17 protein-coding genes and 1 other RNA gene are annotated in these 18,774 nt (G+C 39.9%); 15 read left to right on the forward strand and 3 right to left on the reverse strand.

What is annotated here, in order from left to right; translation table 11 throughout:
- Nucleotides 1-38: 38 nt before the first annotated feature.
- From R8923_RS01330 to recD2, 7 genes are all read left to right on the forward strand, one after another.
- A complete protein-coding gene (locus tag R8923_RS01330) occupies nt 39-1,331 on the forward strand; it encodes a replication-associated recombination protein A (protein ID WP_485870952.1) in 1,293 nt (430 codons plus the stop codon).
- Nucleotides 1,332-1,384: 53 nt separating this feature from the next.
- Nucleotides 1,385-1,574, forward strand: a non-coding RNA gene (gene ssrS, locus R8923_RS01335) — 6S RNA.
- Between the two features lie 115 nt (nt 1,575-1,689).
- Entirely contained in the window at nt 1,690-2,853 is a 1,164-nt protein-coding gene (locus R8923_RS01340) for a cysteine desulfurase family protein (RefSeq protein WP_485871210.1), read from the forward strand.
- Nucleotides 2,850-3,968 carry a tRNA 2-thiouridine(34) synthase MnmA gene (mnmA, locus tag R8923_RS01345; protein ID WP_485870953.1) on the forward strand — a complete coding sequence of 373 codons (1,119 nt, stop codon included), beginning with the start codon at nt 2,850-2,852 and terminating at the stop codon, nt 3,966-3,968. The genes R8923_RS01340 and mnmA overlap by 4 nt, the downstream gene beginning before the upstream one ends.
- A gap of 120 nt (nt 3,969-4,088) precedes the next feature.
- Nucleotides 4,089-4,817 carry an alpha/beta hydrolase gene (locus R8923_RS01350; RefSeq protein WP_485870954.1) on the forward strand — a complete coding sequence of 243 codons (729 nt, stop codon included), beginning with the start codon at nt 4,089-4,091 and terminating at the stop codon, nt 4,815-4,817.
- A 13-nt stretch (nt 4,818-4,830) separates the two neighbouring features.
- Entirely contained in the window at nt 4,831-5,499 is a 669-nt protein-coding gene (locus tag R8923_RS01355; RefSeq protein WP_485870955.1) for a tetratricopeptide repeat protein, read from the forward strand.
- Nucleotides 5,500-5,529: 30 nt separating this feature from the next.
- The gene (recD2, locus tag R8923_RS01360) at nt 5,530-7,923 is read left to right on the forward strand and encodes an SF1B family DNA helicase RecD2 (RefSeq protein ID WP_485870956.1); all 2,394 of its coding nucleotides are present in this window, start codon (nt 5,530-5,532) and stop codon (nt 7,921-7,923) included.
- Between the two features lie 69 nt (nt 7,924-7,992).
- On the opposite strand, the gene pieS is transcribed toward recD2, so the two are convergent.
- Nucleotides 7,993-9,429 carry a two component system sensor histidine kinase PieS gene (gene pieS / locus R8923_RS01365; RefSeq protein WP_485870957.1) on the reverse strand — a complete coding sequence of 479 codons (1,437 nt, stop codon included), beginning with the start codon at nt 9,427-9,429 and terminating at the stop codon, nt 7,993-7,995.
- Nucleotides 9,426-10,115, reverse strand: a complete 690-nt coding sequence (pieR, locus tag R8923_RS01370; protein WP_485870958.1) for a two component system response regulator PieR — start codon at nt 10,113-10,115, stop codon at nt 9,426-9,428. Before pieR ends, pieS begins: the two co-directional genes overlap by 4 nt.
- Before the next feature lie 142 nt (nt 10,116-10,257).
- On the opposite strand from pieR, the gene R8923_RS01375 reads away from it, so the two are divergent.
- The 6 genes from R8923_RS01375 to R8923_RS01400 all read left to right on the forward strand — a co-directional run bounded on the left by R8923_RS01375 (nt 10,258) and on the right by R8923_RS01400 (nt 16,520).
- Complete coding sequence (locus tag R8923_RS01375) at nt 10,258-11,733, forward strand: ABC transporter permease (protein WP_485870959.1); 1,476 nt, start codon at nt 10,258-10,260, stop codon at nt 11,731-11,733.
- 10 nt (nt 11,734-11,743) lie between these two features.
- Entirely contained in the window at nt 11,744-12,430 is a 687-nt protein-coding gene (locus R8923_RS01380; RefSeq protein WP_485870960.1) for an ABC transporter ATP-binding protein, read from the forward strand.
- Between the two features lie 282 nt (nt 12,431-12,712).
- Nucleotides 12,713-15,346 (forward strand): alanine--tRNA ligase, encoded by a 2,634-nt coding sequence (gene alaS, locus R8923_RS01385; RefSeq protein ID WP_485870961.1) that lies wholly within the window; start codon nt 12,713-12,715, stop codon nt 15,344-15,346.
- 174 nt (nt 15,347-15,520) lie between these two features.
- The gene (locus R8923_RS01390) at nt 15,521-15,793 is read left to right on the forward strand and encodes an IreB family regulatory phosphoprotein (protein ID WP_485870962.1); all 273 of its coding nucleotides are present in this window, start codon (nt 15,521-15,523) and stop codon (nt 15,791-15,793) included.
- Nucleotides 15,790-16,206: a Holliday junction resolvase RuvX gene (ruvX, locus tag R8923_RS01395; protein WP_485870963.1), complete on the forward strand. Its 417-nt coding sequence runs from the start codon at nt 15,790-15,792 to the stop codon at nt 16,204-16,206. The genes R8923_RS01390 and ruvX overlap by 4 nt, the downstream gene beginning before the upstream one ends.
- A 14-nt stretch (nt 16,207-16,220) precedes the next feature.
- Nucleotides 16,221-16,520, forward strand: a complete 300-nt coding sequence (locus R8923_RS01400; RefSeq protein WP_485870964.1) for a DUF1292 domain-containing protein — start codon at nt 16,221-16,223, stop codon at nt 16,518-16,520.
- 42 nt (nt 16,521-16,562) lie between these two features.
- On the opposite strand, the gene R8923_RS01405 is transcribed toward R8923_RS01400, so the two are convergent.
- Nucleotides 16,563-17,189 (reverse strand): DedA family protein, encoded by a 627-nt coding sequence (locus R8923_RS01405; protein ID WP_485870965.1) that lies wholly within the window; start codon nt 17,187-17,189, stop codon nt 16,563-16,565.
- A gap of 152 nt (nt 17,190-17,341) precedes the next feature.
- Between R8923_RS01405 and R8923_RS01410 the strand changes: the two genes are divergently transcribed.
- On the forward strand, nt 17,342-17,542 hold the full coding sequence (locus R8923_RS01410; protein ID WP_485870966.1) for a hypothetical protein: 201 nt from the start codon (nt 17,342-17,344) through the stop codon (nt 17,540-17,542).
- A gap of 146 nt (nt 17,543-17,688) precedes the next feature.
- Nucleotides 17,689-18,762, forward strand: a complete 1,074-nt coding sequence (gene mltG / locus R8923_RS01415) for an endolytic transglycosylase MltG (protein WP_485870967.1) — start codon at nt 17,689-17,691, stop codon at nt 18,760-18,762.
- The last annotated feature ends 12 nt before the right edge of the window (nt 18,763-18,774 follow it).

Raw genomic sequence — 18,774 nt, forward strand, 5'->3', positions numbered from 1 at the left:
GGTATAATGTATTTGGAAATAGAGGAGGAAGAGAGTTTATGGCGATTCAACCTTTAGCATACCGAATGCGACCACGAAATTTAGATGAAATAGTTGGACAAAGTCATTTGGTAGGAAAAGATAAAATTATATATCGAATGGTAAAAGCGAAGCAACTATCGTCGATGATTTTATACGGGCCACCGGGTACTGGGAAAACATCCATTGCAAGCGCGATAGCAGGGAGCACAAAATACGCGTTTCGGACATTAAACGCGGTAACGAATAACAAAAAAGACATGGAAGTTGTGGCAGCTGAAGCGAAAATGAGCGGTACCGTGATTTTACTTTTAGATGAGGTGCATCGTTTGGATAAAGCGAAACAAGATTTTCTATTGCCGCATTTAGAGAGTGGCGCAATCATTTTAGTTGGGGCGACAACGAGCAATCCTTATATCGCCATCAACCCTGCCATACGGAGTAGAACGCAAATTTTTGAATTAAAGCCGCTTTCTGTTGCTGATATTGAAAAGACAATCGATAGGGCGCTTTCTGATTCAGAACGGGGACTTGGAAAGTATGATGTAGAACTTGAGGCGGATGCAAAAACGCATTTTGCGACCGCTAGTGGTGGAGATGTTAGGAGCGCGTTAAATGCACTTGAACTAGCTGTCATCTCGTCAGAACCGAATGAGGCAGGGAAAATCCATGTGTCACTTGCTACTGCTGAAGAGTGTTTACAAAGAAAAAGTTTAGCACATGATAAAGACGGTGATGCTCATTATGATGTGCTTAGTGCATTTCAAAAATCCGTACGCGGAAGTGATGTGAATGCTGCTCTACATTATATGGGACGTTTAATTGAAGCGGGAGATTTGGTGAGTATTTCAAGACGTCTTCTTGTGATGGCTTATGAAGATGTGGGGCTTGCGAATCCGGCTGCTTGTGCAAGAACATTATCGGCCATTCAAACGGCTGAAAAAGTTGGTTTCCCAGAAGCACGAATCCCGCTTTCAAATGCTGTTATTGAACTATGTTTATCACCAAAATCAAATTCTGCCATCTTGGCAATTGATGCGGCTCTTTCAGATATCCGAAAAGGGATAAGCGGCGAAGTACCTGATCATTTGCGTGATGGGCATTATTCGGGAGCAGAGAAGCTTGGCCGAGCAATTGATTATAAATACCCACATAATTATGAGAGCGCTTGGGTGGATCAAGAATATTTGCCGAATGCGCTTAAAAATAAACTGTACTATGAACCGAAGAAAAATTCGAAATTTGAACAAGCTTTTGCTGCGGTTTATGACAATATTAATGCGAATAAAAAGGGTGGGAAAAACAAAAAATAAAGCCACTAAAATTGAAAATTTACTTTAAATATGCTATTCTATTGTTAATAAAAGAAACCCTAATGTATTCGTTACAGTGCCATATATTTTTGAACCGAACAATTATGATTACCTTGGGAGCTTGGTGTTCAGACGCGGCGCAAATGCCTTCACACGAGGACTTGCAAATCGCCTGACAGAGCACCCACCTGTTTTTAAGCAGGTTCAAAGGGAGGGACTCCAAACGGTACGATTGGGGTTTCTTTTTGCTTTTTAGACACTAACTATTTGTAAGGAAGTCAGGTTGCTTTCGCTAGAAATAGTTGTTACAATAAGAAACGATTAAAGGCATAAAGCCGAAAAAAGGAAGAGATACATGATGGAAAATAAAATTTATTTAGATCATGCGGCAACGAGCCCGGTTCACCCAGAAGTCGTCCAAGCGATGCTCGGTGTGATGACAAATGATTACGGTAATCCGTCAAGTGTTCACTATGCGGGGCGTTCGGCACGTAAAACGCTTGATGAGGCACGTGCAAAGATTGCGAATCAAATTGGTGCTGCTCAGCGAGAAATTATTTTTACGAGTGGTGGAACGGAAGGCGATAATACGGCTGTCATTGGGACGGCGCTACACTTAAAGGAGCAGGGCAAACATATTATAACCTCACAAATCGAACATCATGCGGTCTTAAAATCGTGCGTTTATCTCGAGAGTCTTGGTTTTTCGGTAACTTATTTACCAGTAGATGAAAATGGTCTAGTACGTGTTTCAGACGTTCAGGCGGCGCTACGTGAGGATACGATTTTAGTTACCATTATGTATGGCAATAATGAAATGGGGGCTATTCAACCAATTGCTGAGATTGCAGAACTATTGAAAGGGCATCATGCGGTGTTTCATACGGATGCCGTTCAGGCGTTTGGGCTAGTTCCAATTGATGTTTCTGAGCTTGGCGTGGATTTACTAACGGCCTCTGCGCATAAAATTAACGGACCGCGTGGTGTGGGCTTTCTTTACGTCAAACAAGGTGTAGCACTTGAATTTCCATTTCACGGCGGCGAACAGGAACGCGCGCGGCGAGCGGGGACGGAGAATTTGGCGGGCATTGCGGGCTTTGCAAAGGCAAGTGAAGTCATGATGGCGAACAGGACGGATAAAGTTGCTGAATATGAAGAGTTTAAGGCGACTATGGTTGAAATTTTCTCCCAAAATGAATTGGCTTTTGAAGTAAATGGTGCAAAAGAAACGAGTTTACCGCATATTTTGAGTGTGCGTTTTCACGGTATTTCGGTGGAGCAGTTGCTTATGAATCTTGATATGGCGGGGGTTGCGGTATCAAGTGGTTCGGCGTGTACAGCGGGAACGGTAGATCCATCTCACGTTCTTGTGGCGATTTTTGGTCAAAATCATCCGGGAATCACTGAAACGGTACGTATTAGCTTTGGTCTTGGGAACACTTATGAGGAAATAGTGCTTGCAGCGAGCAAGATAACGGATGTTGTGAATCGTTTAGCGAAGCGGAAGGAGCAAAAGACGTGACGAAAAAAGAAAACAAAGATAAACGCGTGGTTGTGGGGATGTCAGGCGGTGTTGACTCCTCTGTAACCGCATATTTACTGAAAGAACAAGGGTATGACGTCATTGGTATTTTTATGAAAAATTGGGATGATACGGACGAATTTGGTGTCTGCACGGCAACGGAAGATTTTGAAGATGTCATTCGTGTTGCAAATCAAATTGGGATTCCGTATTATGCGGTTAATTTTGAGAAGGAATATTGGGATAAGGTGTTTACGTATTTTTTAGAGGAATACAAGCTCGGTAGAACGCCAAACCCGGATGTTATGTGTAACAAGGAAATAAAATTCAAGGCGTTTTTAGAACATGCGGCAAGTCTAGGAGCGGACTATGTAGCGACAGGGCATTATGCGCGGACAATCCGTGAGGACGGTGAAGTGAAATTGCTCCGCGGTGTGGATAACAATAAAGATCAAACGTACTTTTTGAATCAATTATCACAAGAACAGCTGTCACACGTTATGTTCCCACTAGGTGAAATGGAAAAAAGTGAAGTTCGTGAAATTGCGCAAAAAGCGGGTCTTGCGACGGCAAATAAAAAGGATTCCACGGGGATTTGTTTTATTGGCGAACGTAATTTTAAGCAGTTTTTAAGTGAATACTTGCCTGCAAGTCCGGGCGAGATGCAGACACTTGCTGGGAAAAGCATGGGTAAACATGATGGCTTAATGTACTATACAATTGGGCAACGCCATGGTTTAGGTATTGGCGGTGACGGAGAAGCTTGGTTTGTGGTTGGAAAGGATTTAGCTAAAAATGTTCTTTTTGTTGAACAAGGTTTCCATCATGATAGTTTATATTCGAATTCATTAATTGCTACGGATGTATCGTTTACTTCCAATAAACCAAAAGAACAACATTTTACGTGCACAGCGAAATTCCGTTATCGTCAAGTAGATTCTCTTGTTACAGTGCATTTACGTGCAGATAATACAGCTGAAGTGGTTTTTGATGAGCCAGTTCGCGCAATCACACCAGGGCAAGCTGTTGTTTTTTATGACGGTGAGGAATGTATTGGCGGGGCAACGATTGATACGGTATGGAAAGCAGACGAGCAATTAGATTATGTGGGGTAAATAGATTTTTGAACAGGGAAGTTGCATTTTAGGCGGCTTTCCTGTTTTTTATGTGCCAATCGTTATTTTTTAGTAAAAATATGGTAAAATATGAAACGAACGAGTGAAATGAGGATGAATATGAAAAAGATAATTGGCTTTTCAAGTATAGTGATTGTAGTACTTCTTTCGGTTTGGGGGTATTTTTATTTTAATACCTCGCCAAGTAAAGTAGCAGAAGAAGCTGCTAATTCTACAAAAATGGTAAATGTTTTTGAGGAGAATAATACACTCATTTTTGAGCCGAAAAAGAACCAGCAAGAAACAAGCGTGATTTTATATCCAGGTGCATTTGTGAATGCACTTAGTTATGCACCGCTTGCAAAAGAGCTTGCCGATTCTGGGTATAAAACGTATGTTGTTGAAATGCCTTTAGACCTCGCGGTGTTTGGGAAAAATAAAGCGGAGGCGATTATGAATGAGAATGCCGATGAGCATTTCGTAATTGGTGGTCATTCGCTTGGCGGGGTGATGGCGGCAAGGTTTGCGCATGAGCACACATCTGATTTACGTGGTGTGTTTTTCCTAGCGAGCTATCCAGATAAGAAGGGTTCTTTAAAACAAACTACACTTCCTGTTTTATCAATAACAGCTTCAAATGATGGAGTTTTGAATTTTAAAAAGTTTGAGGAAAACAAAAAGTACCTATCAGATGAAGCGACTTTTCTTAGCATAAAGGGTGGAAATCATGCGCAATTTGGTTCATACGGAAAACAAAACGGGGATCATAAAGCGAGTATTTCTGCGGAAATGCAAACGGATGAAACGGCGGAAGCGATGCTAAACTGGCTTCAAAATTCTGTAAACTAAAAGGAGGTATAAAATGGATAAAAATCAGCAAGGTATTGAGTTTATGCAGGAAGGTAAGTTAGAAGAGGCAGTTCAAATGTTTACAGAAGTTATTGAGGAGCATCCGACTGATCCAGTTGGCTATATTAACTTTGGTAATGTTTTACTTTCGATGGATGATTTTGAACGTGCGGAGTTATTTTTTAAACGAGCTACTGAACTGGATGCTACAGTTCCGGCGGCCTATTATAGTTTAGGTACGCTATACTTTGAACTTGAACGGTATCAAGATGCGATTCAAGCTTTTGAAAATGCCATTAGCCAAGGAATGGAAAATGCGGATGTGTTTTTCATGCTCGGAATTAGTTTTGTGAACGCTGACCAAAATACGTTAGCACTTGCTTATTTATTGCGCAGTACGGAGCTTAATCCAAATGATGCTGAAAGTGTTTTTCAATACGGGATTGCACTTGCAAAGGAAGGGTTATATGAAGAGGCGGAATTTCAATTGGAACGTGTGCTCACGCTAAAACCAGATGATGCAGATGCGCTATACAATTTGGGGGCGGTGTATTTGGCATGGCAAGGTGACATTGTTGTCTCAAAAAATTATTTTCTGCGTGCGGTAGCCGCTGATGAAAATCATGTGCTGGCTCAAAACGCGCTTATTGCCATTTCGGATTTGGAGAGAGACGTGGAATAGGCGTTTTATAAAAGAAAAGGGGTGAAAAATATGGCGACACAGGAATCGCTGGCACTTTTTCAACCGGAAAATGAGGAATGGTTTATGAAGGGCACGGTGCTGTCGACGATTTTTCATAACCCTGACAATTTATTTTCGGTTGTGCGTTTGCTTGTTAAGGAAACGAATACGACTTGGGACGAGAAAGATATTATTGTGACGGGGGTTTTTCCGAAGTTGCATGAACAAGAAGTATACATGTTTTACGGAAAAATCACAGAACATGCAAAGTTTGGTGAGCAATTTAAGGCAGAGAAGTTCCGAAAAGAGATGCCGCAAACAAAGGCGGGCATCGTGCAATATTTATCAGGTGAACTGTTTAAAGGCGTTGGGAAGAAAACAGCGGAAAATATTGTAGAGGTGCTCGGGGAAGACGCGATTTCAATCATGATGGCGGATCCAGACAGGCTTAACGATGTGCCAAAACTCCCTAAAAATACGGCGGATACGCTTATTGCGACGCTTCGGGAAAACCAAGGCTTAGAACATGTTATGATTGGTTTAAATGAATATGGCTTTGGTCCACAACTTTCGATGAAAATTTTTCAAGTCTATAAACAAAATGCGCTAGAAATTTTGGAAAAAAGCCCGTATAAGCTCATTGAAGATGTGAAAGGGATTGGTTTTCAGCGTGCTGATGATTTGGGAAGAAAGCTTGGTCTTGGCGGGGAACATCCGGAACGCATTCGCGCGGGTTTATTATATGTGATAGATACGGAATCAATTCGAAATGGCGATGTCTATTTGGAGCGAGCGGACTTCATTCGTGCGGCGCAAAATCTGCTGGAAGAAAGCGACCCTGTACCAATTCACGAGGAAAATGTGGAGCGCGAAATAAACTATTTATGTGATAGTGATAAAATTATTATTGAAAATACACGCGTTTATTTGCCGTCGTTATATTTTGCGGAAAACGGCCTAGCGCATCATATCAAACGGCTTATGGCCCAGTCTGAATATGCGGAACAATTTCCTGAGTCGGAATTTTTGCTCGCGCTTGGTGATTTGGAGGAGCGGATTCAAGTTTCTTACGGGGAGTCGCAAAAAGAGGCACTTCAAACGGCGCTACAGTCGCCTATGCTCGTTTTAACAGGCGGTCCTGGAACTGGGAAGACGACGGTCATTAAGGGAATCGTGGAGCTTTATAGCGAACTAAACGGTGTTAGTCTTGATCCGCATGCCTATAAAGACGGAGATAAGTTTCCAGTGCTACTAGCAGCGCCAACTGGGCGGGCAGCAAAACGGATGAGCGAATCTACTGGGCTTCCTGCCATGACGATTCACCGCTTGCTAGGAATGAATGGGCAAGAACAGTTAGATGATGAATCGGAACGCTTAATTGAAGGGCGACTTTTAATTGTTGATGAGATGTCGATGGTGGATATTTGGCTTATGAATCAATTGTTCCGCGCACTTCCAAGTCATATCCAAGTCATTTTAGTTGGCGATAAAGATCAGTTGCCATCTGTTGGACCGGGGCAAGTTTTAAAAGACATTTTAGAATCGAAAGTGATTCCAACGGTGGAATTAACGGATATTTATCGCCAAGAAGATGGCTCTTCGATTATTGAAATGGCGCATGACATTCGAGAAGGCTTCTTGCCGCAAGATTTTACAAAAAATCGCAAGGATCGCTCGTTTTTCCATTGCCATGTGAACCAAATTGCTGACGTTGTGGAACAGGTTGTGCAAAACGCAAAATCAAAGGGGTTTCGAGCGAAGGACATCCAAGTTTTAGCCCCCATGTATAGAGGTCCTGCGGGAATTAATGTGCTAAACAAAAATTTGCAGGAGATTTTCAACCCTAATGATACGGGGAAAAGGAAAGAACTGATTTTTGGGGATATAAAATACCGTGTGCATGACAAAGTGTTACAACTGGTCAATCAGCCGGAGAAGAATGTATTTAACGGTGATATTGGTGAAGTGGTATCGATCATGTATGCTAAGGAGAATACGGAAAATCAAGATATGATGGTGGTGCAGTTCGATCAAACGGAAGTAACATACTACCGCCAGGAATTTACACAACTTACGCATGCGTATTGTTGTTCGATTCATAAAGCTCAGGGGAGCGAATTTCCAATTGTCATTATGCCTGTTGTGCGAAGTTATTACCGTATGCTTAGACGTGATTTGCTTTATACAGGGGTGACGCGTAGCAAAAAGTTTCTAATTTTGTGCGGTGAGGAAGATGCTTTTCGCATGGGAATTGAGCGAACGGGTGAAACGGAGCGACAAACGACGCTACTTGAACGTTTGACAACTGATGAGACGCTTGAACTTGTTAGCAGCGTGAAGCGTCTTACGGAGGAGAATATGGCAGAAATTGATCCGATGATTGGGATGAGTGATGTTACGCCGTATACATTTATGTCAGCGTGACACATTAAGTACATTCAAAATAAAAACCAGTAAAATCCATTACAAATGGCGTTTTTACTGGTTTTTAATTTACACATCATTATCACGATAAAACGGCAATCGAATCGTAAAGGTCGCACCAGCGCCTGGCGAACTTTCTGCCTCAACACGACCACCATGATTTAAGACAAGTTGCTTCACGATGGAAAGCCCAATACCAGATTCCCCAAATGCTGTGTTCGTTCTCGAAATATCCGCTTTATAAAATCGCTCCCAAATCTGCTCGAGTTCCTCAGTATTCATACCAATTCCAGTATCTTGAATTTGCAAAATGGTCTCTTTATAATCTTTTAAGCCACGAAGAGTGATAGTCCCATTTTCGGTGAACTGAATACTATTTTTTACGATGTTTAAAACAATTTGGGTCAGCCGGTCATAATCTGCATAAACCTCTAAATCGAATGGTGCTTCGACAATCAATTTGTTATTTTTCTTACTGGCTAAAGGCTCTAATTGTTCACTAAGCAAATCAAAAAAGGCATGAACACCAAATTTTGTTTGGTATAAAACGATTTTATTTGCTTGAATGCGTTCGTAATCCAAGTTTTCATTCACCAATTTTGTGAGCCTTTTCGCTTCCGTATCAATCAACTGAACTGCTCGATTTGTTTCGCTCTCAGGAATGACATCATTTACAAGACCTTCCGTTAGCCCGCTAATTGTAGTGAGAGGCGTGCGCATTTCATGAGAGACATCCGCAATAAATTGCTGCCTACGCCGTTCTTGCCGTTCAATTTCCTCACGAGATTCGGCCAAGTTTTCCGTCATTTTATTGAAATCATGAGCTAGCTCGCCAATTTCATCAAACGAATTTTCCTTAAGCCGCGTCTCGTAATCTCCGCGTGTGACACGCTTTGTCGCATCGCGCAATTTATTAATCCGATTTACTTGGAATTTTGACATGAGTAAACTTAAAATTAAAGCTACCACAATCGAAATGAGAATGGTATAAAACATATATTGATTAATAGTACCAAGCACTTTCTCCGTTCCACTTATTGGCGCATTTAAAATCACAGAACCGAGGTAGCTGTCACCATTCATGATGGGCACGTACACCACAGACATTTCCTGATTAAAACGATCGTCCACTTTTATCGTGACGGTTTCACCTTTTTCCAGTTTCTCCATATCCGCGTCTGAAATTTTGAAATTAGGAGGCAAAGGGCGACTAGTATCTGGATAAATGGTTTGGTCATCAGTATTCATAATCGTATAGTGAATATTATTCACATCTAAAATTCGCTGATATGAATTCAACACCGATACTGTCTGATTTCCCGGCGCATATTTAATATCATTTGAAATCGTATCCCCGTATTTCGATAAAACACCTACCTGTTCCTCGAAAAAATAGTCCTTTAAAAAATGCGAAACAGATAGGCCAATCATCAAACAAGCAATGAGTAGAATGACAAATTGCGTTAAAAAAAGTTGATAAATATATTTAAATTTCAAAGCCATCATTCCGTTTCATCAAATTTATACCCAACACCCCAAATTGTATGGAGAAAAGGATGATTTTCCGTTGCAATTTTTTGGCGAAGTCGTTTAATATGCACATCAACAGTCCGTTCATCACCATAAAATTGATAACCCCAAACGCGTTCCAAAAGTTGCTCTCTTGAAAAGACTTGGCGCGGATGTTGCATTAAGAAATAAAGCAAATCGAACTCTTTTGGCGTAAGAGCTTCTAAAAGCTGATTGCCGTAAAAGACTTCCCGTGTTGTTTTACTAATTTTAAAATAGGTCGTCTGTAGAATGGAATCGTCTTCATTTGTAGAACTAGATCCAGCATGGCCACGTCTAGCGACAGCTTTTATTCGAGCCATCAAAGTAAGTGGACTAAATGGTTTTGTCACATAATCATCTGCGCCAATTTCAAGCCCTAAAACTTGGTCAGACTCTGATTCTTTCGCTGTTAAAATAATAATGGGCACATCGCTTGTTTCACGGATTTTTTTACATATCGTCATCCCGTCCATGCTTGGGAGCATTAAATCAATAATTATCATATCAAAATCTTCTTTTAAAAAAGTTTCATATCCAAGTTTACCATCATGCTTGAAAGTTGCTTCGATATTTTCTTTCATAAAAAACATTTCAATCATTTGGCAGACACTTTCGTTATCTTCAATCATTAATAGTTTCACTTGAATCCACTCCTCATAGATTAAAATTTAGACCAAAAACTTGAATTTAGCAAGCAATTACAGAAAGTTTAAAAGTTTGTTCATATTTATTTCATATACTTCAACTAATCTAGGTTTACTAGCAGTGAATGGAGGAAAAAGTATGAATTTTATTAAACGTGCATTTTTTAGCATGAAAGCGAGAATGGGTCGAACAGCCTTACAACTTATTATATTTACGATTGTTTCTGTACTTATATTATCCGGCTTTACGATTCAGTCTGCTGCAAATAAAGCAAGTGAAATGGCAAAAGAACAACTGGGCGGGACTGTAACACTTACAGTTGATAGGGAAAAGCAAATGGAAAAGCAGCAAACAAAGCAAAGCGAGAGTGACTCTAGCGAAAGAATGCCCCTGTCGTTTGAAAGCACACCAATTTCTTTAGAAAATGCGGAAAGTTTAGCGAAATTAAATCATGTTGCGAGTTACAATTATTACTCAAGCACGCAAGCCTTGGCGAAAGATTTTGACCCAGTAAAGTCTTCTTTGGACAATTCAACGACCAGCGAATCCGGGAATACTAACATGCCGCAAATGGGTGCAAACGAGAGTTCTGATCGGCAAATGACGCAAGCAGATTTAAGCATTAGTGGGGTGTTAAATTCTGCAACTTCAACGGATTTTGACGGCGGAACTGCGGAGCTAACAAGCGGGCGCGCTTTAACGAGTGACGATGTGAATAAAAATGTTGTGCTTGTAGAAGAAACACTTGCTAGTCAAAACGAATGGAAAATTGGCGATAAAATTAACATTCAATCTAGCGATGAGGCGTCGACAGTTGAGCTTGAAATTGTTGGCATTTATAAAACAAGTGATTCTGGAAATGACATGGCGAGCAATTTTTCGTTTTTAAATCCGTATAACAAGTTGTATGTTCCGTATACGGTCGCAAATACGCTAAAAGGCTCGGATTATAAAGACACAATTGATTCAGCTGTATACACGATGGATGATGCTGCCAATATTTCAAGTTTTGAAAAACAAGCGAAACAGGTAGATTCAATTGATTGGGATACTTTTAAATTAGATACGAATGATGCGCTTTATAAACAAATGGTGGGACCGATTAATAATGTGGCTGCATTTTCGAAAAATGTCGTTTACATTGTATCAATTGCTGGTGCATTAATTTTAGCATTACTCGTGATGATGCAAATTAGAGAACGTAAATATGAAATGGGCGTTTTACTCGCGATTGGCGAAAATCGAATGAAACTCATTGGTCAATTTTTCGTGGAAATTTTAATAGTTGCCTTGATTTCATTCATGATAGCAGGATTTAGCAGCCACTACGTTGCACAAATGGCTGGAAATCAATTGCTTTCGCAGCAGTCGGAAACGGAACAAACACAAGATGGAAATTCTAGTCCAGGTCCTGGTGGTGGCATGATGCGCGGAGGGTTTTCAAGCTTGACGCAAAATACCGAAGAAATTAAAGAACTGGACATTCAAGTTAACCTTCAAGATATGCTTAAAATGGGCGGAATTGGCGTTGGAATTGCTTTTATTTCAGTACTTCTACCTGCCATGACTATCTTACGAATGAATCCGAAAATGATTTTAACGAAACAGGAATAGAGGTGCACTGATGACAAAAATTTTAGAATTTGAGCAGGTTCATTATTGGTATAAAACGCAAGAAGAAAGTATTTTAACAGCAATTAATTACGTATTTAAGGCAGGGGTATTCTACACAGTTGTCGGTAGTTCAGGCTCTGGGAAAACAACGTTCCTTTCCTTAGCAGGTGGTTTAGACACACAAAAATCAGGCGAAATTTTTTACAAAGGGCGTTCTTTAAAAGAAATTGGATTATCATCATTTCGGAATAAATATGTTTCTATCGTTTTCCAAAGTTATAATCTTTTGACGTATATGACAGCACTTCAAAATGTGACAACAGCAATGGAAATTACAAAAGCGAAGCATCCCGACCGAAAAGAATTTGCTTTAGACATGCTTAGGAAAGTGGGTATTGATGAAAAAATGGCGAAGCAGCGTGTTTTGACACTTAGTGGTGGACAACAACAGCGTGTTGCGATTGCAAGAGCATTGTCTTGTGAAACAGATTTAATTGTTGCAGATGAACCAACTGGAAACCTTGATGAGCGGACAAGTAAGGAAGTAGTCCGACTGTTCCAAGATTTAGCACATAAAGAGGGAAAATGTGTTATTATGGTTACGCATGACCCGGAAATCTCTAAAGTGTCTGATGTGAAACTAACGCTTAAAAATGGGGAATTTCTTTCAAGAGATCAAATGCAATTTAACGGTTGACAGATAGGTGCGGCTTCTCTATAATTTAATTGAATATGCTAGACTTTGTAAGAACTTAATTTTAGAGTAGCTTACTTAAAAAGAGAACTTTTCCTTGGCTGAAAGAAAAGTAGAGGCCTCTATAAATCGCTCTCTTACACGTGAAAGTCCGTTCATCTGCGTTAAAGATGCTAAAGAGGTAATGATACAAGTCTTGTATCGTTGCAAACAGGGTGGTACCGCGAAAAACTCGTCCCTGTAGCAACGATTACAAGGCTTATTTTTTTCGAGGAGGAAAATAAAATGAAGCAACTAACGAGCAGTGAAGTAAGACAAATGTTTCTTGACTTTTTTAAAGAGAAAGGGCATGCTGTTGAGCCAAGTGCGCCACTTGTTCCTGTAAATGATCCGACACTTCTTTGGATTAATAGCGGTGTGGCAACGATGAAAAAATATTTTGATGGCTCTGTCATTCCGGATAACCCGCGCCTTGTTAATGCACAAAAATCGATTCGGACGAATGACATTGAAAATGTTGGTAAAACAGCGCGCCATCATACGTTTTTCGAAATGCTTGGGAATTTTTCAATTGGGGATTATTTTAAAGAGGGCGCTATTCAATTTGCTTGGGAATTTTTAACAAGCCCGAAATGGATTGGTTTTGACCCTGAGAAATTATATGTTACGGTGTACCCAGAAGACAAAGAAGCAAAAGCAATTTGGAAGGAAAAAATTGGGTTAACTGATGAACATATCGTTGAAATTGAGGACAATTTTTGGGATATTGGCGGCGGTCCATGCGGTCCAGATAGTGAAATCTTTTATGACCGCGGGGAAGCATTTGGAAATGATTCGAATGACCCGGAACTCTATCCAGGCGGTGAAAATGAACGTTATTTGGAAATTTGGAACTTAGTTTTTTCGCAATTTAATCATAATCCTGATGGCTCCTATACACCGCTTCCAAAACAAAATATTGATACGGGAATGGGTCTTGAACGCATGGTTTCCATTATTCAAGATGCAAAAACAAATTTTGAAACGGATTTATTTATGCCTATCATTCGTGAAGTGGAGCTTATTTCTGGCGAAAAATACGGTGTATCGGACGAAAAAGATGTTGCTTTTAAAGTTATTGCAGATCATATTCGTACGGTAGCTTTTGCTATTGGTGACGGGGCACTACCTTCTAACGAGGGGCGTGGTTATGTCCTTCGTCGTTTACTTCGTCGTGCGGTGCGCTATGCTAAACAACTTGGCATTAGTGATCCGTTTATGTTTAAACTTGTTCCGACTGTCGGCAAAATTATGAATGCTTTTTATCCGGAAGTTGAAAAACAACAAGCATTTATTGAAAAAGTAATTCGTAGTGAAGAGGAACGCTTCCATGAAACGTTAAATGAAGGTTTAGCTATTTTAGAAGATATTTTAAAAGAAGCGAAAAATGGTAAAGGTATTATTTCTGGAAAAGACATATTTAAATTATATGATACGTATGGTTTTCCGGTTGAATTAACGGAAGAATACGGTCTCGACCACGGTCTAAAAATTGACCATGAAGGTTTTGAAGCAGAAATGAAATTACAGCGCGACCGTGCGCGTGAGGCTCGTGCTGATGTACAGTCGATGCAAGTTCAAGGCGAACTGTTAGCGAATTTAACGGACGAAAGTGTTTTTGTAGGCTACGGTCAAACGGCGGTGGAGTCAGTTGTGTTGCACATCATTTCAGATGACCAGCTTGTTGGTGAGGCACCTGCCGGAAGTGATGTTCAAGTTATGTTTAAGGAAACTCCTTTTTATGCTGAAAGTGGGGGTCAAGTAGCGGATCACGGAACGGTGCAAAGCGATACGGGGCTGGCGTTTGTGAAGGATGTTCAAAAATCACCGAATAAGCAAAATCTGCACCGAATTTTGGTGAAAGAAGGTGTCATCAAAGTTGGTGATAAAGTCCAACTTACGGTGGATGAGTATGACCGCAAAAAAACGGTGAAAAACCATACGGCAACTCACCTTCTGCACCGTGCGCTAAAAGATGTGTTAGGGGAGCACGTTAACCAAGCTGGCTCACTCGTTGCACCAGATCGTTTACGCTTTGACTTCTCGCATTTCGGACAAATTACAGAAGAGGAACTGTCTAAAATGGAGGTAGTTGTAAATGAGAAAATCTGGGCGCAACTTGCCCTTGACATTCGCGAAATGCCAATTGATGAGGCGAAAGCACTGGGGGCGATGGCTCTTTTTGGAGAAAAATATGGTGATGTGGTGCGTGTTGTTAAAATTGGGGACTATAGCATTGAGCTTTGCGGTGGTGTCCATGTGAAAAATACGGCGGAAATTGGTTTATTTAAGATTCAAAGTGAAACAGGTATTGGTGCTGGAACACGCCGTATTGAGGCAGTCACTGGTGAGGCGGCTTATCATTTTGTGACAGAACAAGAAAATACGTTAAAAGAAGCAGCGAAAACTTTGAAAGCGAAACCTTCTGATACGCCACAAAAAATTGAACAGCTGCAAAATGAACTTCGCGAGGTACGTCGTGAAAATGATTCATTACAGGCGAAATTAGCAAGTGCTGCGAGTGCCGATATTTTTGCTAATGCAGAAGAAATTGATGGTGTTAAGGTAATCTACAAACAAGTAAATGCGAAAGATATGGCGAGCTTGCGCCAATTTGCGGACAATTGGAAGGATAAAAAAATCGGCGGTGTACTCGTTTTAGGCGCGGTTTCTAATGATAAGGCCAACTTAATCGCGGCAGTTTCGAAAGAGGCAATTGAAGCTGGTTTACATGCAGGTAAAATCATTAAGGAAGTGGCGACAATTTGCGGTGGTAACGGCGGCGGAAAGCCTGATTTAGCGCAAGCGGGCGGTAAAGATCCAGCGCTACTTGAAAAAGCGCTTGGCGCGGTGCCTGACATCATTTGCAAGCTGAAATAAGGGTGCCAAACAATTGGGTGTTTGTACGCTTGGCTTAAACTCTCAGTGTGTTGTTTTTGTGAACTCGTTTTAGACAATATTAAAATTGTGTTAAACATATATAATTTCTTTGTCAATTCTAAGTGGTTAGTGTAAAATAGGTGGAAGAGCGAAGGAATTGAGGTGTTTAGAATTATGGGTACTAAAGATCAAACAATGCATTATAATTTCGGTGACGGTTCCATTGAAGAAGATGTCAAAAAGATTATGAGCCAAGTCTACTCAGCGCTTGAAGAAAAGGGATATAACCCTGTCAATCAAATTGTTGGTTATTTGCTTTCTGGTGATCCGGCATATATCCCGCGTCACATGGATGCCCGAAACTTAATTCGTAAACTGGAACGTGATGAAATCATCGAAGAACTAGTTCGCGCATATTTAAAAAACAACGAAATTGGTGAAAAATGAGAATAATGGGTTTAGACGTCGGCTCAAAAACGGTCGGCGTTGCGATAAGTGATGCACTAGGCTGGACTGCACAAGGTATTGAAACGATTCCGATTAATGAAGAAGCGAAACAATTTGGCTATAATCGTGTACAGGAACTAGTAACAGAATATGATGTAGAAAAAATTATCGTGGGCTTACCTAAAAATATGAACAACACGCTAGGTCCACGTGCTGAGAGCTCCGAGAAGTACGCTGAAGTTCTTGAAAATCGGACGGGGATAAAAGTCGAGCTTTGGGACGAGCGTTTAACGACTCAAGCGGCTGAACGCACGCTTTTAGAAGCGGATGTAAGTCGAAAAAAAAGAAAGCAAGTCATTGATAAGTTGGCAGCTGTGATGATTTTACAGTCCTACCTAGATGCAAATAATTAAATGAGGTGACGTCTATGTCAGAAAACCATAATCACGAGGAAGAACAAAATTTTATTACGATTGTGAATGAAGAAGGTAAAGAAGAACAATTTGAAATTTTATTTAATTTTGATTCTGAGGAATTTGATAAATCATACGTACTTTACTTTCCCGCAGGGGCTAGCGAAGACGAAGAGATTGAAATTCTAGCCTCTTCTTACATTCAAGATGAAGAAGGAAGTAAGGGGCAATTGATGCCGGTTGAAACCGACGAAGAGTGGGATATGATTGAAGAAATCCTAGCTACTTTTTTAGCGGACGAAGATGAAGAATAATAATCAAGCCAAAAGGTATCCCGTTTCGGGATACCTTTTGTTTTAATTTTTTGCGCGTGCTTTTTTATTCCAAATTTTATAAGCGAGCCAGACGACAAAAATGATACAGAGGAGTAAAATTCCATATGAGATGGGGCGTGTATATTTTTCGACGATTGACCAGTTAGCTCCAAGCGTGTAGCCGAGCCATGTTAAAAATAAATTCCACGGAATACAGCCAAGAATTGTATAAAGAATAAATTTTGAAAGGTTCATTTTGGCGATTCCGGCCGGAAGTGAGATGAACGTTCGGATAACTGGGAGAATTCGACCAAAGAAGACGGCACTTGATCCGTAACGATTAAACCAGATTTCAGCCTTATCAAGATGTTTGACGTTTAGGAAAATATATTTCCCGTATTTTAAGACGAGTGTTCGTCCGCCAGCTTTTCCAATGTAGTAGGCAATAAGCGAGCCAACTAAGTTTCCAGCGATACCAGCAAATACGACAAGCCAAAAATTGAGCTTTCCAGCTTCGGCCATAAAACCACCAAATAACATCACAACTTCACTAGGAAGAGGGATACAGACGCTTTCAATGAGCATGGCAAGGAAAATCCCAAAATGCCCAAAGGTATCAATTAAATACATGACAAAATCTTGAAGGCTTTGAATAATGGTATGTAACATAAAAAGACTCCTTCTAAATACAATGTTAACTTTGTTATTATAGCACAAGGAAATCAAAACGCGTTATTTTTTATAAAAAAGGGTTTTTATATGTGTTTTTGTTTAATTTTTGTTATGATAGTTTTATTCGAAAAAACGAAAGAAGGGTTACCATGGAAAAATTTGTTGTAACGGTTCATATGGTGAGTGGGCGTACATATAGCAAAACGGTAGATAGCGATTCGCAGAAAAAAGCGATTTCAGAGGCATTAGTACCAACTGGAGAAGGAACATTTCTACTGGATGACAATGAAGGTCGTTCTGTTAGATTATATAAACGTAACATTGAATCGGTGGAATCCATTGAAGCTTAAAAGTGCCGAAAATTCTGAAAGTGACTTAGCTTTCAGGATTTTTTTTGTGAAATATTAAAATTTGTTAAAAAAAATAAATACGCATAGTAATGTGGGAAAAAAATCGGTATAATGAACTGGATAATGTAAAGAAACGAGGGGTCTACTTGAGTAAGTCTAAAGGTAAAAAAATGACCATTATTATTTCTGCTATTGTTCTAGTCCTTATCATCGCAACTTTTTCAGGTTATTTTTATATTCAAAGCCAACTAGGTGCAAAGGATGCAAGCAGTAAAAAAGAAGTTATTGTCGAAATTCCATCAGGATCCAATGTGAAAGATATTGGCAACCTATTAGAAGAAAAAAACGTTATTAATGATGCAAGAGTTTTTTCATATTATGTCAAATATACGAATGAGAGTAATTTAAAAGCTGGTAAATATCAACTTAGTCCAGCAATGGATACAGACGAAATTGTAAAAGTTCTGAAAGAAGGAGACACTGTTGCTCCCGAGAAGCTTGTCATTCCAGAAGGATATGCACTTGACCAAATTGCAGAAAGAATTGTGAATTACCAACCGAATTTGAAAAAAAGCGATGTTTTAAAAACAATGGATGACCCAAATTTTGTTAAAAAAATGATTAAAAAATATCCTGATACGCTAACAAATGCTGTGTTGAATAAAGAAATTAAACATCCGCTAGAAGGTTACTTATATCCAGCCACGTATACGTTTAAAGATTCAAATGCAAGTGCTGAAACAATCATTGAAGAAATGATTAAAGCAACGGACACAAACCTAGCACCGTACCGCGAAGAATTAACGAAGCAACAAAAATCAGTTCACGAATTTTTGACAATGTCTTCTTTAATCGAGAAAGAAGCAACGCAAAACGTAGACCGCAAAAAAATCGCGAGTGTTTTTTACAATCGTTTAGATGAAAATATGCGCTTACAAACCGATCCAACAGTTCTTTACGCACTCGGTGAACATAAAGATAGAACCCTTTATTCTGATTTAAAAGTAGATTCACCTTACAACACTTATCGTGTGAACGGCTTGCCGCCTGGACCGATTGCAAATAGTGGTCAAAGTTCCATGGAAGCAGCCCTTTATCCAGAGAAAACGGACTATCTATACTTTTTAGCAAATACAAAAACAGGGAAAGTTTACTTTTCAAAAACATTAGAGGAACATAATCGCTTGAAAGAAGAACATATTACAAGCAATCAAGAGTAAGAGGGGAAGTTT

It is taken from the genome of Listeria tempestatis (assembly GCF_963575625.1).
GTDB lineage: Bacteria > Bacillota > Bacilli > Lactobacillales > Listeriaceae > Listeria > Listeria tempestatis.

Bases quoted from the DNA above. Each gene is read 5' to 3' on its own strand.
- R8923_RS01330 (WP_485870952.1), top strand. From the start codon at position 39: ATGGCGATTCAACCTTTAGCATACCGAATGCGACCACGAAATTTAGAT.
- R8923_RS01340 (WP_485871210.1), top strand. From the start codon at position 1,690: ATGGAAAATAAAATTTATTTAGATCATGCGGCAACGAGCCCGGTTCAC.
- R8923_RS01350 (WP_485870954.1), top strand. From the start codon at position 4,089: ATGAAAAAGATAATTGGCTTTTCAAGTATAGTGATTGTAGTACTTCTT.
- R8923_RS01355 (WP_485870955.1), top strand. From the start codon at position 4,831: ATGGATAAAAATCAGCAAGGTATTGAGTTTATGCAGGAAGGTAAGTTA.
- recD2 (WP_485870956.1), top strand. From the start codon at position 5,530: ATGGCGACACAGGAATCGCTGGCACTTTTTCAACCGGAAAATGAGGAA.
- pieS (WP_485870957.1), bottom strand. From the start codon at position 9,429: ATGATGGCTTTGAAATTTAAATATATTTATCAACTTTTTTTAACGCAA.
- R8923_RS01375 (WP_485870959.1), top strand. From the start codon at position 10,258: ATGAATTTTATTAAACGTGCATTTTTTAGCATGAAAGCGAGAATGGGT.
- R8923_RS01380 (WP_485870960.1), top strand. From the start codon at position 11,744: ATGACAAAAATTTTAGAATTTGAGCAGGTTCATTATTGGTATAAAACG.
- alaS (WP_485870961.1), top strand. From the start codon at position 12,713: ATGAAGCAACTAACGAGCAGTGAAGTAAGACAAATGTTTCTTGACTTT.
- R8923_RS01390 (WP_485870962.1), top strand. From the start codon at position 15,521: ATGGGTACTAAAGATCAAACAATGCATTATAATTTCGGTGACGGTTCC.
- ruvX (WP_485870963.1), top strand. From the start codon at position 15,790: ATGAGAATAATGGGTTTAGACGTCGGCTCAAAAACGGTCGGCGTTGCG.
- R8923_RS01400 (WP_485870964.1), top strand. From the start codon at position 16,221: ATGTCAGAAAACCATAATCACGAGGAAGAACAAAATTTTATTACGATT.
- R8923_RS01405 (WP_485870965.1), bottom strand. From the start codon at position 17,189: ATGTTACATACCATTATTCAAAGCCTTCAAGATTTTGTCATGTATTTA.
- R8923_RS01410 (WP_485870966.1), top strand. From the start codon at position 17,342: ATGGAAAAATTTGTTGTAACGGTTCATATGGTGAGTGGGCGTACATAT.